This is a genomic window from Paenibacillus beijingensis (genome assembly GCF_000961095.1).
Classification (GTDB): Bacteria; Bacillota; Bacilli; order Paenibacillales; family Paenibacillaceae; genus Paenibacillus_O; species Paenibacillus_O beijingensis.
Genome location: NZ_CP011058.1, coordinates 2,341,676 through 2,356,026 on the forward strand (window position 1 = coordinate 2,341,676; position 14,351 = coordinate 2,356,026).

The 14,351-nt window shown below is 54.5% G+C and carries 11 protein-coding genes; all 11 read left to right on the plus strand.

Features of this window, described 5'->3' with window-relative positions:
- The first annotated feature begins 97 nt into the window (after positions 1–97).
- Entirely contained in the window at positions 98–841 is a 744-nt protein-coding gene (locus VN24_RS10540; RefSeq protein WP_045670380.1) for a hypothetical protein, read from the plus strand.
- A 343-nt stretch (positions 842–1,184) separates the two neighbouring features.
- Complete coding sequence (locus VN24_RS10545; protein WP_045670381.1) at positions 1,185–1,910, plus strand: vWA domain-containing protein; 726 nt, start codon at positions 1,185–1,187, stop codon at positions 1,908–1,910.
- The gene (locus VN24_RS10550) at positions 1,894–2,829 is read left to right on the plus strand and encodes a protein kinase domain-containing protein (RefSeq protein WP_045670382.1); all 936 of its coding nucleotides are present in this window, start codon (positions 1,894–1,896) and stop codon (positions 2,827–2,829) included. The genes VN24_RS10545 and VN24_RS10550 overlap by 17 nt, the downstream gene beginning before the upstream one ends.
- Before the next feature lie 24 nt (positions 2,830–2,853).
- On the plus strand, positions 2,854–4,317 hold the full coding sequence (gene tilS / locus VN24_RS10555) for a tRNA lysidine(34) synthetase TilS (RefSeq protein ID WP_045670383.1): 1,464 nt from the start codon (positions 2,854–2,856) through the stop codon (positions 4,315–4,317).
- A 70-nt stretch (positions 4,318–4,387) separates the two neighbouring features.
- Positions 4,388–4,936 carry a hypoxanthine phosphoribosyltransferase gene (gene hpt, locus VN24_RS10560; RefSeq protein WP_045670384.1) on the plus strand — a complete coding sequence of 183 codons (549 nt, stop codon included), beginning with the start codon at positions 4,388–4,390 and terminating at the stop codon, positions 4,934–4,936.
- A 101-nt stretch (positions 4,937–5,037) separates the two neighbouring features.
- Positions 5,038–7,035: an ATP-dependent zinc metalloprotease FtsH gene (ftsH, locus tag VN24_RS10565; protein WP_045670385.1), complete on the plus strand. Its 1,998-nt coding sequence runs from the start codon at positions 5,038–5,040 to the stop codon at positions 7,033–7,035.
- 1,155 nt (positions 7,036–8,190) lie between these two features.
- Positions 8,191–9,243 (plus strand): BMP family lipoprotein, encoded by a 1,053-nt coding sequence (locus tag VN24_RS10570; RefSeq protein ID WP_420798628.1) that lies wholly within the window; start codon positions 8,191–8,193, stop codon positions 9,241–9,243.
- A gap of 316 nt (positions 9,244–9,559) precedes the next feature.
- On the plus strand, positions 9,560–11,125 hold the full coding sequence (locus VN24_RS10575) for an ABC transporter ATP-binding protein (RefSeq protein ID WP_045670387.1): 1,566 nt from the start codon (positions 9,560–9,562) through the stop codon (positions 11,123–11,125).
- A gap of 1 nt (position 11,126) precedes the next feature.
- Positions 11,127–12,209, plus strand: a complete 1,083-nt coding sequence (locus tag VN24_RS10580; RefSeq protein ID WP_045670388.1) for an ABC transporter permease — start codon at positions 11,127–11,129, stop codon at positions 12,207–12,209.
- Positions 12,210–13,169 carry an ABC transporter permease gene (locus VN24_RS10585; protein ID WP_045670389.1) on the plus strand — a complete coding sequence of 320 codons (960 nt, stop codon included), beginning with the start codon at positions 12,210–12,212 and terminating at the stop codon, positions 13,167–13,169. It abuts the gene before it with no gap.
- 233 nt (positions 13,170–13,402) lie between these two features.
- Complete coding sequence (nadA, locus tag VN24_RS10590) at positions 13,403–14,341, plus strand: quinolinate synthase NadA (protein WP_045670390.1); 939 nt, start codon at positions 13,403–13,405, stop codon at positions 14,339–14,341.
- Positions 14,342–14,351: the final 10 nt, after the last annotated feature.

Here is a 14,351-nt window from a genome sequence, read left to right on the forward strand (position 1 = left end):
CGCGAACGGTTTCGCTTTCGCAGGTAGGGATGTGCCGGATTCCAGTGCTGCAAGGAACTGCAAGGAGATGGATTAACGAAGAGGAGGAATCGAATTGATGGGTAAATTAATGCGCAAGTCTTCCGAAGGTGTCCGTTCCCGTAAAAAAAGAGAAAGTCTGCTGCTGAAGCAGCAGCAGCGGCTTGAAGAGCAGCGAAGAAGCGAGCTTGAGCAGCAGCGCCGGCTGGCGGAACGCCGCCGGGCGAGAGCGGAACTGGAGCGCCGCCTCGCAGCGGCGAAGGAGCAGCGCCGGCTGGCGGAACTGGAGCAACGACTGCTGCTTGGCGCACACAGGCGCCGTATTCAGCTGGACTTGCTGTACCGGGCGTTCGATAAAGTGAAATTGACGGTCAAGACGAAAGCGGCCGGAGCTGCCGGGACCATCATGACGTTCGTCACCAAGACCCGGGCGCAATGGGCCGGAGTGGTTAATCCGGCAGAAGCGGCGGCTGCACATGCGGCGGATAACGGGATTTCCGGCCGGCCGTCAGCGTCCTTGCCGGACTCGCGTTCCAGGTTGATCGGACGAATCGGGAGGCGTCGTCATCCGGCAGCCGTCGCCGCCGCTTCGATCCGCAGCAGGAGGAAGCGTCGGCAGAGCGAAGCCGTAACGGGTCAGCGCCAGGAGCCGTATTTACGGCCGCTCCTGAACAAATATTGGAAAGTCCGGCAGCAGCAGCGACGGCCACCAGCGGAGCAGGCCGAGCGGGCGGCAAAGCGGCGATTACGGCGAAGACTGGCGAGGAGCCCGTGCCGGTTCGGACGGAAGGAAATGGAGGTGATGATCCGGCGGAGCTGGTGATCAAACAAACGCATATGAGCGGTGAAGGAGGTTAAGAGAGCAGCGAATCAACCGGACCATAGAAGCGAAATACTTGCATTTGCCTAAGGCCGTCTCCCCCCATTCGGGGTGACGGTCTCTTTTTCTGCCGGATGGGTCCGGGTGCAAGCGGGCGGGCCTATTTGGGGGCATAGGGAGCGGTTATACATGAGTAGGCGCCGAGTGCGCCTTTTTTCTTTTCCCGGGAAATTGTTTATAATAGGGGGGAAAACAAGTTTAAAACGGTGCGGTTATGAACTCTTCCAAAACAGGGAAGGCTGATAGAAAGAAGCCTAGATTGCATGTTTTTGGGAGGTTTTCAGACGTGAAACAAATACTGCTCATTACCGACGGCTGCTCGAATGTCGGCATCAGCCCGGTCGTAAGCGCCGCCCATGCCCTGGCGGAAGGTATCGTTGTCAATGTGGTCGGCATTCTGGATCATGGGGATGTCGGCGAATTCGGAGCGAAGGAAATTGAAGAGATCGCCCGCTCCGGCGGAGGGATGAGCCGGCTGGCGGATACGCGCCAGCTGTCGCAAACGGTGCAGATGATGACACGCAAAACGGTGATGCATACGATTCAGCAGGCCGTTCAGAAAGAATTGAAGCATGTGCTCGGCTCCTCGTCGATCGAGGAACTGCCGCCAGAGAAGCGCAGCGAGGTCGTGCGCGTGATCGATGAGCTCGGCGAGAGCAGCAAGCTGAGCGTCGCGCTTTTGATCGATGCCAGCGCCAGCATGAAGCCGAAGCTGGCGGCAGTGGAGGAGGCAATCCGCGATTTGATGCTGAGCCTTCAATCCCGGCAGGGAGAGAGCGAGCTGGCGGTGTTTCATTTCCCGGGCTCGGCATACGGCGACGATTGTACGATGGATCTGGGCTGGACCGATAATTTGAGCGGAGTCCAGTCTATTTTTCCGAAGCTGCAGATGAGAGGCACGACGCCGACGGGTCCTGCGCTGCTGCAGGTCGTCGAATTCTACCGCGGCAGCCGCGCAGAGCGGCGAGGCGGAGTCGAAACGGACGGGATGATGAGTGACGACGTCGTTTAAGCTGGTCTTGGAACGGGGAGCGGTTGTGACCGGCAAATGGAAGCAGCGCCGGTACCGGGTCGATCGTCTGCTAGGCGAAGGGGCGAACGGCAAGGTGTTTCTCGTTTCGCGGGACCGCAGCTGGTACGCGCTCAAAGTGGGCTCAAGCGCAGTTGACCTGCAGTCGGAGGTCAACGTTTTGCAGTCGCTCGCCGGCCAGCAGCTTCGCCGGCGCGACGCGGGCGAACCTTTTCTGATTGATGTGGACGATCTGCAGGCGCGGGACGGCCGGGAATATCCCTTTTATGTAATGAAATACGTAAAGGGCGTCAAGCTGTCCGACTACTTGCGGGCAGAGCGTCGGGAGTGGTTTCCGGTTGTCGGCTGCAATCTGCTGAAGAGGCTGTGGGAGCTGCACCGGGCGGGCTGGGCGTTCGGCGATCTGAAGATGGAAAATGTGCTCGTCGCCGATTACGGGCGCGTCGAGCTGGTCGATTACGGAGGCGTGACGGAATTTGGCAAAGGGGTGCGCCAGTTTACCGAAATCTATGACCGCGGCTTCTGGAACGCCGGGAGCCGAAGCGCGGACGCGGCGTACGATTTGTTCTCGTTTGCGGTTCTGTGCGTTCAGCTCCACGAAGGGCGTCGCCTGCAGCAGCTAAGCGCCGCTCAGCTTCCGCAGACGCGCTCGCCGGAAGAACTGCTGAAGCTGGTGCAGGCGAACCCGACGCTGAAGCCGTTCTCCGGCTGGATCAGCCGCGCAATTGCGGGCGGTTTCCGGGACACGGGTGAAGCGGTGTCGGCCTGGCAGGCCGTCATGCACCGGATCGGCACCTATCACAACTCGCAGCCTGCTCCGCGTTGGATGAAGGGGCTGTTCGTCGCCTGCGCGCTGGCGCTGGGGGCGACCGTCTACTGGATTGCACGGACGGGCTTGTAACGGCCGAAGGAGATTCGAAAGAACATGAATGAGAGCTGCGAACTGGAACAAAAACTGGCGGATATCGGAGCGGCGGAGCGGCTGTGGCAAGCCGGCGACACGCTCCTTGTCGCCGTGTCCGGAGGTCCCGATTCGATGGCGCTTCTGCATGCGCTGCACCGGTTATCCGAACGGCTTGGGCTGACGATTGCCGCCGCGCACGTCGATCACCGCTTCCGGGGCGGCGAATCGGAGCGGGAGGCGCAAGGGGTACGGGCCTTTGCGGCAAGTTTGGGCATCCCGTGCGAAAGCGCGGCGATCGACGTTCCCGCTTATATAGAAGAGACGGGAATGAATTTGCAGGCTGCCGCGCGGCTGCTGCGGTATCGATTTCTGCATGAGTCTGCCGCGCGCCTGGGCGCATCGCGCATCGCGCTCGCTCATCATGCGGACGATCAGGCGGAGACGGTGCTGATGCGGGTGCTGCGCGGCACCTCCACCAGCGGCCTGGCCGGAATCCCGCTCAGGCGGCGCGAAAAAAATGTGGAACTTATCCGTCCCTTACTCCGTATGTACAAAAAGGAACTGATTCGCTATTGCGAGGACAATTCCATTTCATATTATGTGGACAGCAGCAACGAAAAGCGCGACTACTTCCGCAACGAAATCCGGTTGGATGCGCTTCCGTATCTTTCCCGCTATAACGATCGTCTGACGGAATCGCTGTGCCGGCTCGCCGACATCGCCTCCGCGGAGGACGAGCTGCTGCGGCTGGAGACGGAGGCGGCCTACACCCGTTTGGTGACCGCTAAGCCCGGAGAATGCGAGGTTTCGGCCGCCGCTTTCGCCGGGCTGCACGTCGCTTTACAAAGGAGATTGATTAAACTAATATTAAATTATCTTGGATTGGAAAACGAACCCACCCCTTATGAGCGGGTGGAGACGATACGAATGGCCTCGCTTGCAGAAGCTCCCGCGACATGGAAGACGGATGCGGGCAGGGGAGTCATTTTCCGCCGCGAGTATGACTTATTGCGCTGGACAGCCCCCGGCACTGCGGGCGAGGATGCGGGGCAGCCCGCTTCCTCTTTTGTGTATAAAGCGCCGGAGGAGGGCGATCTTGCGGTTCCGCAAAGCGGGCTCCGGTTTCGCTTTGAACGGCTTGCGCCGGGCAGCCAAACGGAGCGCCAGCGCCGCTGGGAAGCCCTGTTTGACTTGAACGGGCTGACCTTTCCGCTGACGGTGCGCAGCAGGCGGCCGGGCGACCGGATGACGGTGCTCGGGTTAAACGGCAGCAAAAAGGTGCAAGATATGTTCATTGACGCCAAGATCGCGCCTTCGCGGCGCGGGCTCGTTCCATTGCTGACAGACGGAACCGGCGAACTGCTCTGGATTCCCGGCGTCCGGCGCTCTGCGAAAGCACTGCCCCGGAAGGAGTCATCGGCCCTGCTGAAGGTTACGGTTCAAGAGGGTGGAAACGGATGCGATTTTCCGCCGGACAGGGGATAGTAATGCGAATAAGCGGCACTTGTAAGCTCATAGTATGAAGTTATACAGCCATTGCGGGAGGGGCAATACGTTGCAGAATGACATTCAGGAAATACTTTACAGCTCGGAACAAATACAGAACAAGGTCAAAGAGCTCGGTGAGCTTCTGACACGGGATTTTGAAGGGCGCAACCCGCTCGTCATTTGCATTCTCAAAGGCGCGTTTATTTTTATGGCGGATCTGGTTAAGGAAATACGCACTCCGCTCGAAATAGACTTTATGGCCGTTTCCAGCTACGGGCAGTCGACGAAGTCGTCGGGCGTCGTCAAGATCATCAAGGATCTCGACGTTTCCGTCGAAGGCCGCGACGTGCTGATCGTGGAAGACATTATCGACAGCGGCTTGACCCTAAGTTATTTGGTCGATGTGCTCGAGCGGCGCAACGCCAAGTCGGTGACGATCGTAACGATCTTTGACAAGCCGGCCCGGCGGACCGTAGGTTTGGAAGCCGATTACAAAGGCTTTGTCCTGCCGGATGCGTTTGTCGTCGGCTACGGTCTCGATTACGCCGAGCGCTACCGGAATCTTCCTTTCATCGGCATTTTGAAACCCGAAGTTTACGAGAAGAAAAACACTTAACAACGGATGCGATTCGCCATACTTGCCTTGAAACCGGTTCTATTGTGGTGGCAAGACTTGCTATGGTAAAATATTTTAAGCGTCTTGAGAGGAGGTAGGGGATGAATCGGATCATCCGGAACACTGGATTTTATTTGCTCATCTTTTTGGTGACCGTCGGAATTGTCCAATTTATCAGCAGCCAAAACGACACCACAACCGAAATACGTTACGATCAGCTCGAGCAGGCTATTCAGGACAATAACATCGCCAATGCTAAGCTGCAGTTCGACGGCTACTCCTATCTGGTGACCGGCGAATATAGAACCAAACCGCAGGGGGCGGAATCAAACAAGTTTTATTCGCGTACGACGGCGGAGGAATTTTCGGTCAAGGAAATTACCGATGCATCGAAAGCAAACAACTTTGATTTGACGGTCAAGCCGATGCAGGGTGAAAGCATCTGGCTTACATTCCTCACCTCCATTGTACCGTTTGTCATTATTTTCATCTTGTTCTTCTTCCTGATCAACCAAGCCCAAGGCGGCGGCGGCAAAGTGATGAACTTTGGCAAAAGCCGGGCGCGGTTGTACAACGAGGAGAAGAAACGCGTCACATTCGAGGATGTGGCGGGAGCCGACGAAGAGAAGCAGGAGCTTGTCGAAGTCGTCGAATTTTTGAAAGATCCCCGCAAATTTGCGGCGGTCGGAGCCCGCATTCCGAAAGGCGTGCTGCTTGTAGGGCCTCCGGGTACCGGTAAAACGCTGCTTGCGCGTGCGGTTGCAGGCGAAGCGGGCGTACCGTTCTTCAGTATTTCGGGTTCGGACTTTGTGGAGATGTTCGTCGGGGTCGGCGCATCCCGTGTGCGCGATCTGTTCGAGAACGCCAAGAAGAACGCTCCTTGTATTATATTCATTGACGAGATTGACGCGGTAGGCCGTCAGCGCGGCGCCGGACTTGGCGGCGGCCATGACGAGCGTGAGCAGACGCTCAACCAGCTGCTCGTCGAAATGGACGGATTCGGCGCGAACGAAGGCATTATTATCGTTGCGGCTACCAACCGTCCGGACATTCTCGACCCGGCTCTGCTGCGTCCGGGACGCTTCGACCGTCAAATTACGGTTGACCGCCCGGATGTGAAAGGCCGCGAAGCGGTCTTGAAAGTCCATGCCCGCAACAAGCCGTTCGCCAAGGACGTCAAGCTTGACGTTATTGCGAAACGGACGACCGGCTTTACGGGCGCCGATTTGGAAAACCTGCTCAATGAGGCCGCGCTGCTTGCGGCGCGCCGCAACAAGAAGGATATCGCAATGGTCGAAGTCGACGAGGCGATCGACCGCGTCATTGTCGGCACGGAGAAGAAAAGCCGAGTCATCAGCGACCGCGAGAAACGCATTGTCGCTTACCATGAAGCCGGCCATACCATTATCGGCTACTTCCTGGAGCATGCGGATATGGTTCATAAAGTAACGATTATTCCGCGCGGCCGTGCGGGCGGTTACGTCATTATGCTGCCGAAGGAAGACCGGATGCTCGTCACGAAGCAGGAGCTGCTGGACAAAGTTACCGGCCTTCTGGGCGGACGCGTCGCCGAGGAGCTGTTTATCGGGGAAATCGGTACCGGGGCGTACAGCGACTTCAAGCAGGCGACCGGCATCGTGCGCAGCATGATTATGGAATACGGGATGAGCGAGAAGCTCGGTCCGCTGCAGTTCGGAACCACGCAGGGCCAAGTTTTCCTCGGACGCGATTTGGGACATGAGCAAAACTATTCCGACGCGATCGCTTACGAGATCGACCAGGAAATGCAGCGTCTCGTTACGGATTGCTACACGCGCGCCAAAGATCTTCTGACGGAGAAGAGCAAGGAAGTGCATCTGATCGCTCAGACGCTGCTCAGCAACGAAACGCTTGAGCTTGAGCAAATTAAGCGTCTCATCGATACCGGTTCACTCGACGGAACCGTCTCCGGCGATTCGAAGACGGAAGAGCCGTCCGCTGAGCCGACGATCGATACGCTCGGCAACGTAAAGGTGCGGATTCAAACCCGTGAACCGGGCGATCTTACGCCTCCTGCCGGCGATAGCGGCGGCAACAATGATGGCGGAAGCACGAGCTAAAGTTAATATTCAGGTTATAGATTATGAACGCGGGGCTGTCCTCCCGTACGGCTCATAAGCTTTCATAACCCGGAAACGGGGCTTTCTCATAAGTGTTCGCATGAATGAGCACGTCCCAAATCACGTCCCTAATGACGTCCCAAATATCACGCAAAAAAAGGACCTCCAGTTCCGCTGGCTTCAGCGGAGCCGGAGGTCCTTTCTCGTTAAACCTGAAACCGCACATCAGCTATCGATCGAAATCGTATGTCTGACGGGAAAGCCTGCAATGGGCGGTGCATTAATCATTCGAAATCGCATGCCGAGAGGAAAACCTGCGATGGAGCATTAGTTATCGATCCAAATTGCATGTTCTGAAGGGAAAGCCTGCAAAGGTGCAGGATTTATCGATCGGAATCGTATGTCTGGAGGGAAAACCTGCGATAGTACAGGAATTCCGGGCTCTTAAAGCCTGAACGTGAGACGGAATCGACAATAAATGTATTTTTGCAGGAATTATTACGTAATCGATAAAAACATAGAAAAAAGATGTACGATCGCAGGTATTTCAAAAATTCCCCTTTCGCGCAAGAGTGATTACAGTGCGGTGTACCTCGGTGTCCTCGGAATCGTCGGAACCGGGTAACCCCGAACCCCGACAACCCCCGGCTCCGGAACGAAATAAAGATATTTTACAGCTGATAACGGCAATGAGGACCCATAAGGTCCGTAAGGATAGCCGCTGACTGACCCCGATCAAGAATTTCAATACCTCTCCTCTGGAGCAGCTTCGTGTTCTTACGAACGACTCGTTCTAGCACGCTTAACTCCCTAAGCTTCATGTTCTTACGCACGACCACTCTAGCACACTTAACTCCTAAGTTTCTTAATCCAGACAAATGAGGCGAGCTAAGCAGAGGAACATTCTAGAAAAAAGGGATATTGATGTAACTATAATGTCATATTTATCCTCACCCTCTTTAATTCAACAATGAACAAATGTTCACATTAATTGAGTCGAGTAAGAAAAAACGCAAAAAACGAGGTTGAATTGTTACGTTCGTAAAGTTAATGTCACTATTATTTACATAAAAAGCATTGACTCTTACAATTGTTAGGATATAATAGCTATATTCAATGAAAAAGAAGATAGGGGAGAGTAAACAAATGAAAAAAGTGCGCAAGACAATTGGTTTATTGTCAGTTGCCCTGCTGGCGATGACGCTTATTTTGGCAGGCTGCGGCAGCAAGTCGAATAATAGCGGCAGTGCCGGAACCGAGTCCGGTTCTACCAACTCCGGAAGCGGCGATTCCAAAGCGGCCAGCATGAAAATCGGCATGGTAACGGACGGCGGCGGCATCAATGACAAGTCGTTTAACCAAAGCGCATGGGAAGGCCTGCAGCAGCTTAATAAAGATACCGGCGTAGAAGTTAAACCGTTAGAGAGCAAAAGCGACGCCGATTTCGAACCTAACCTGAACACCTTTGTCAAAGATAAATACGATCTCACTTGGGGCATCGGGTTTATGATGAATGCCGCCCTCAAAAAAGTAGCGGACGAAAACCCGGACGCGAAACTGGGCAGCATCGACAGCGTGGTTGACGCACCGAACGTCGAATCGGTTACGTTCGCGGAACATGAAGGCTCCTTCCTCGTCGGCGTCGTTGCCGGTCTGATGACGAAAACGAACAAAATCGGTTTTGTCGGCGGCATGGACCTTCCGCTGATCAAGAAATTCGAAGCCGGCTTCAAAGCAGGCGTTGCCGCGGTTAACCCTAACGCAACGGTAACAGCCAACTATGTCGGCGACTTTACGAAACCGGACCTTGGCAAAGCGGCGGCGGCAACGATTTACAATGCCGGTGCAGACATTATTTATCATGCGGCTGGCGGCAGCGGCAACGGCGTCTTCACGGAAGCGAAAGACCGCTTGTCCTCCGGACAGAAAGTATGGGTAATCGGCGTCGATAAAGACCAAGCGATTGAATTCGGCGACGACATCACCCTCACTTCGATGGTTAAACGTGTGGACCTGGCAGTCCAAATCGTCTCCAAAGACGTGATCGATGGTAAATTTGAAGGCGGTAAAGAACGTGTTCTCTCTCTGAAAGACGGTGGAGTAGGACTGCCGGAAACAAACAAAAACATTCCGGATGACGTTCTGGCCAAAGTAAATGAATACAAAGACAAAATTATTAGCGGGGAAATTAAAGTACCTACCGAATAAGGCTGTTTCTTTAGACGGTACGGACGTCTAATTGTCGAGATTGGCTGATCTGGCGCCTCCCGACAAGGACAGTATCCGATCAGCCGATAATACAAGGCCGGCGTTATGCCGGTCTTGTTTTTTGTCGAATTATAAGAAAAAATAACGTTTCACGCGTAACATTCTTATCTTTCACCGCGAAACGTATAGTCGCCCGTTAAAAAGGGGTCAGTCGTTTCTGCATGATGAAAAAGGAAATCCGCATTCGCGCAAGAATGATACATCAGGAAGATTTCAGGCGCTGCGGATAAGGCAATCGCGGAAGAGAGGGATCAACATGGACCAAGCCCAGACAGTAGTCGAACTGCAAGGCATAACGAAACGGTTTCCCGGCATTGTGGCCAACGACGGGATCAGCCTTCAGCTTCGCAAAGGTCAAATTCATGCGCTTCTTGGCGAAAACGGCGCAGGCAAGTCAACGTTAATGAATATTTTATTTGGACTTTATCAGCCGGATGAAGGTCAAATCCGGATCGACGGCAAGCCGGTCGTCATCGAAGGCCCCGGCAAAGCGATCGAGCTCGGCATCGGCATGGTCCATCAGCATTTCAAATTGGTGCAGCCGTTTACGGTTGCGGAAAACATTATTTTGGGCCATGAGCCCAGAAAAGGAATGACGATCGATTACAAAACCGCAAACGAGAAGGTTCGCGCGCTCTCCGAGCAGTATGGATTGAAAATCGACCCCCGCATGCGTGTGCAGGACATTACGGTCGGCATGCAGCAGCGGGTTGAAATTTTAAAAACGTTGTACCGCGGCGCCAATATCTTGATTTTTGACGAACCGACAGCCGTGCTTACCGTACAGGAAATTGAGGAACTGATCGCCATTCTTCGCAATTTGGCCAATAAAGGGAATTCGATCATTTTGATTACCCACAAATTAAAGGAAATTATGGCCCTTGCCGATCAAGTGACCGTTGTCCGCCGGGGAAAAGTTGTCGGAAGCGTTGCGGTCGACCAGACGGATGAACGGCAGCTTGCGGAGATGATGGTCGGACGTTCGGTTACGTTTCAGGTGGATAAACAAAAAAGCAAGCCGGGCGATACGGTGCTGGAAGTGACCGATTTGTCGATGAACGGGGAACATGGCAAGAAGGTGCTAGATGACATTACGTTTAACATCCGGGAAGGCGAAATTTTCGGTATTGCGGGTGTGGACGGCAACGGGCAGAGCGAGCTTGTGGAGGCGATTACGGGGATGCGAAGCATTGACGGCGGCCGCGTAACGCTGCAGGGCAAAGATCTGACCAATAAGCCGACCCGCTTCATTATGGAAGCCGGCGTCTCGCATATTCCGGAAGATCGTCACAAGCACGGATTGGTGCTCGATTTTACAGTCAGTGAAAATATGGCGCTCGGCAGTTATTATAAACCGCCGTTCAGCCGTAACGGGCTGCTTGATTACAAGGCGATGGATAGCAGCGCCAAAGAGCTGGCGGCGGAATTTGACGTGCGGACGCCGACGATTCATAATCAGGCGCGTTCCCTCTCGGGCGGAAACCAGCAGAAGGCGATCATTGCCCGGGAATTAAAACGAAATCCGAATCTGATTATCGCGGTGCAGCCGACCCGCGGTCTGGATGTCGGCGCCATCGAATTTGTGCATAAGCGGCTCCTGGAAGCGCGCGACCAAGGCAAGGCGGTGCTGCTTGTCTCGTTCGAGCTGGACGAGCTGTACGGACTTTCCGACCGGATTGCCGTTATTTGCGGAGGCCGTTTCATGGGACAGATGGATGCGGAAGAAATTGACGAAGAAAAGATTGGTTTGATGATGGCAGGCAATGCAAGCGACAGCGCCGAGCCGGCTGTGAAGGCAAACCGGGCAGACGGGGAGGTTTGAGATGAACATTTTCAGCAAAATATTCAATAAACAGTCGGCGCTAATCCCGCTCGTCGCGATATTGCTCGGACTGTTGTTCGGTGCGATTGTCATGCTTATCGGCGGCTACAATCCGATTGATGCTTACCTGGCTCTTATCGACAAGGTATTCGGCAATCCTTACGATTTCGGCGAAGCGCTGCGCGCCGTAACGCCTCTTATCTTCACAGGGCTGTGTGTCGCCTTTGCGTTTCGTTCCGGTCTGTTTAACATCGGCGCGGAAGGCCAGTTTATTGCGGGGATGACCGGCGCGTCGATCGTCGGCATCAAGCTCAATCTGCCATGGTTTATCCATGCTCCGCTTGCGGTCGTCGTAGGCGCTGTATTCGGAGGTTTGTGGGCAGCGCTGGCCGGCTATCTGAAAGCGAAACGGGGCGTCAACGAAGTCATTTCCACCATCATGCTGAACTGGATTGCGCTGTTTGGCGCAAACTTGATCGTCAACCGCCTTTTGATTGAAAAAGGGCAGCAGCGCTCGGTGCATATTCACGATTCCGCTTCCGCATCGATGGACTGGACTTCGGCCATTCTCGACAACGCGCGTATCCATTGGGGAACGCTCGTAGGCCTTGTTTGCGTCGCCGTGTTTTATATCGTGCTTTGGAAAACGAAACAAGGCTACGAGCTCCGCGCCAGCGGACATAATCCGGAAGCCGCCCGCTATGCAGGAATAAACGTACAGCGCAACATTATTAAAGCGATGTTCATTTCCGGTTTGTTTGCCGGCCTGGGGGGCGCATTCGAGGTGCTCGGCGTCTTCAAGTACCAAGCGATCCTTACCGTTTCGCCGGGTTACGGCTTCGACGGTATCGCCGTCTCGCTGCTCGGGGGCAACAATCCGGTCGGTATTCTGCTCGGTTCCATTTTGTTCGGTTTCCTTTCATACGGGTCGGCGGGCATGAGCTTTGAAGCGGATGTGCCCAATGAAATTATCCGGATCGTCATCGGCTCGGTCATCTTCTTTGTTGCCTCCCACGGCATTGTGCAGCTGTTTCTTAAACCGTTTTATTTCAAACGGGCGCGCAAACGGAAGGAGGCGGTGTAGATGGACATCATCACCACATTAGGCCAGCTGATGAATACAACGCTCGTGTTCTCGACGGCGCTCATTTTCGTCGCGCTGGGCGGCATTTTCACGGAACGGTCCGGGGTCGTCAATATCGGTCTCGAAGGCTTGATGACCGCCGGCGCATTCGCCGCTGCCGTTGCAGCCAATTTTGTGGAAGCTGGCGGCGGCGCGGGGGCGCCGTGGATTGCGCTCATTGCGGCGATTTTGTGCGGCACGCTGTTCTCGCTGCTGCATGCGGTGGCGACGGTGACGTTTAAAGCCAACCAGGTCATCATCGGTGTTGTCATGAACATTTTCGTGCTGGGGCTGACTGTATATCTCGTGAAAAGCCTCTATGACGGCCAAGGCCAGACGGAAACGATTAAAGAGGCATTTTCAAGGGTCGCAGTACCGTATTTGTCGAAAATTCCATTTTTCGGCGAGGCGCTGTTTCGCGCTTATCCGACAACGTATATTTGCTACGCACTCATTATCATCAGTTACTTCGTGCTTTACAAGACGGCATTCGGCCTCAGGCTGCGCTCCGTCGGCGAGCATCCCGGCGCTGCGGACACGGTCGGCATCAGCGTGACCAAATACCGCTACATCGGCGTGCTGCTCAGCGGCGCACTGGCAGGTCTTGGCGGCGCGACGATTACGCTGACAACAACGAACGATTTTTCGCATACGACGATATCCGGTCAAGGCTTCATTGCGATTGCGGCGATCGTATTCGGCAGATGGCACCCGATCGGCGCGGCTGCTGCCGCCACCTTCTTCGGTTTGGCGCAAGCGCTGCGTAATTTCGCCCAGCTGTTCGATTTTTCCAAGCATATTCCGAATGAAGTTCTTTATATGCTGCCGTATGTGCTGACGCTGCTCGTGCTCGCCTTCTCGGCCGGCAAATCGAACGCTCCAGCCGCTGCGGGAGAACCGTACGATCCGGGCAAACGATAGCGGAAATCCCTTTGCAATGCTTGTTGACAGTCTTGAAGCGGAAGTGTAAATTAAAGGTTAAATCAATGATTTCACACCGCTTGGTGCATAGTATAAATAAACGCATTTTTAATGGCCGCTCACCAATAGGCGGAACCCGCAAGGGACTCCGAACGCCCCGTGCATGCACGGGGCTTGTCTGCCGGTGGCGGCTGTTATGCGCTTATTGCACGTACAAAGGAGATGGATTCGCCGTGGAAGCACTGGCTTTGGAGCGCAAAGCGGAACAAAACCGCGAGCTGCGCGAGAGACTGCTCCAGCTGAAGAAAGAACGCAACGCCATTATTCTTGCTCATTATTACCAGCGTGACGAAATACAGGAAGTGGCCGATTTCAGAGGCGACTCTTTCTTGCTCGCCCAAAAAGCGGCTGCGACGGATGCCGACGTCATCGTGTTTTGCGGCGTTCACTTTATGGGCGAAAGTGCCAAAATTTTAGCGCCGAACAAGACGGTCATTATTCCGGACGAGCGTGCCGGCTGCCCGATGGCCGATATGGTCAATGTGGACGGGCTGCGCAAGCTTAAAGCCGAGCACCCGAACGCCACAGTTGTGACGTATATCAACTCGTCGGCGGAAATTAAAGCCGAAACCGATATTTGCTGTACGTCGGCCAATGCGGTTAAAGTCGTAAACTCGGTGGAAGGCGACGAAGTGATCTGGGTGCCGGACAAAAACCTCGGGCATTACGTGCAGCAGCATACCGACAAAAAGATGATTATTTGGGAAGGGTACTGCAACACCCACGATATGCTGACCGTTAAGGACGTCGAGGAAATGAAAGCGAAGTATCCGAACGCCGAATTTGTCGTTCACCCCGAATGCCGTCCGGAAGTGGTGGAGCTGGGGGATTTTGTCGGAAGTACAACGGCAATTATCAAATATTGCAAAGAATCGAAAGCGAAGGAATTTATTGTCGGCACCGAAGACGGAACAGGGTACCAGCTGCGTCTGGACAGCCCGGACAAGACGTTCCATTTCGCTTCCAAATATTTGGTTTGTCCGAACATGAAAGTAAACAATTTGAAGAAGCTGGTCCGCTGTTTGGAAAATATGCAGCCGCAAATTTACGTCCCGCCTCAAATTGCCGACAAAGCGCGGTTGTCGCTCGAGCGTATGCTACAGGTGAAATAGAGTAGCATGC

Coding starts and splice junctions, on each gene's coding strand:
- VN24_RS10540 (WP_045670380.1), top strand. CDS start 98: ATGGGTAAATTAATGCGCAAGTCTTCCGAAGGTGTCCGTTCCCGTAAA.
- tilS (WP_045670383.1), top strand. CDS start 2,854: ATGAATGAGAGCTGCGAACTGGAACAAAAACTGGCGGATATCGGAGCG.
- ftsH (WP_045670385.1), top strand. CDS start 5,038: ATGAATCGGATCATCCGGAACACTGGATTTTATTTGCTCATCTTTTTG.
- VN24_RS10575 (WP_045670387.1), top strand. CDS start 9,560: ATGGACCAAGCCCAGACAGTAGTCGAACTGCAAGGCATAACGAAACGG.
- VN24_RS10580 (WP_045670388.1), top strand. CDS start 11,127: ATGAACATTTTCAGCAAAATATTCAATAAACAGTCGGCGCTAATCCCG.
- VN24_RS10585 (WP_045670389.1), top strand. CDS start 12,210: ATGGACATCATCACCACATTAGGCCAGCTGATGAATACAACGCTCGTG.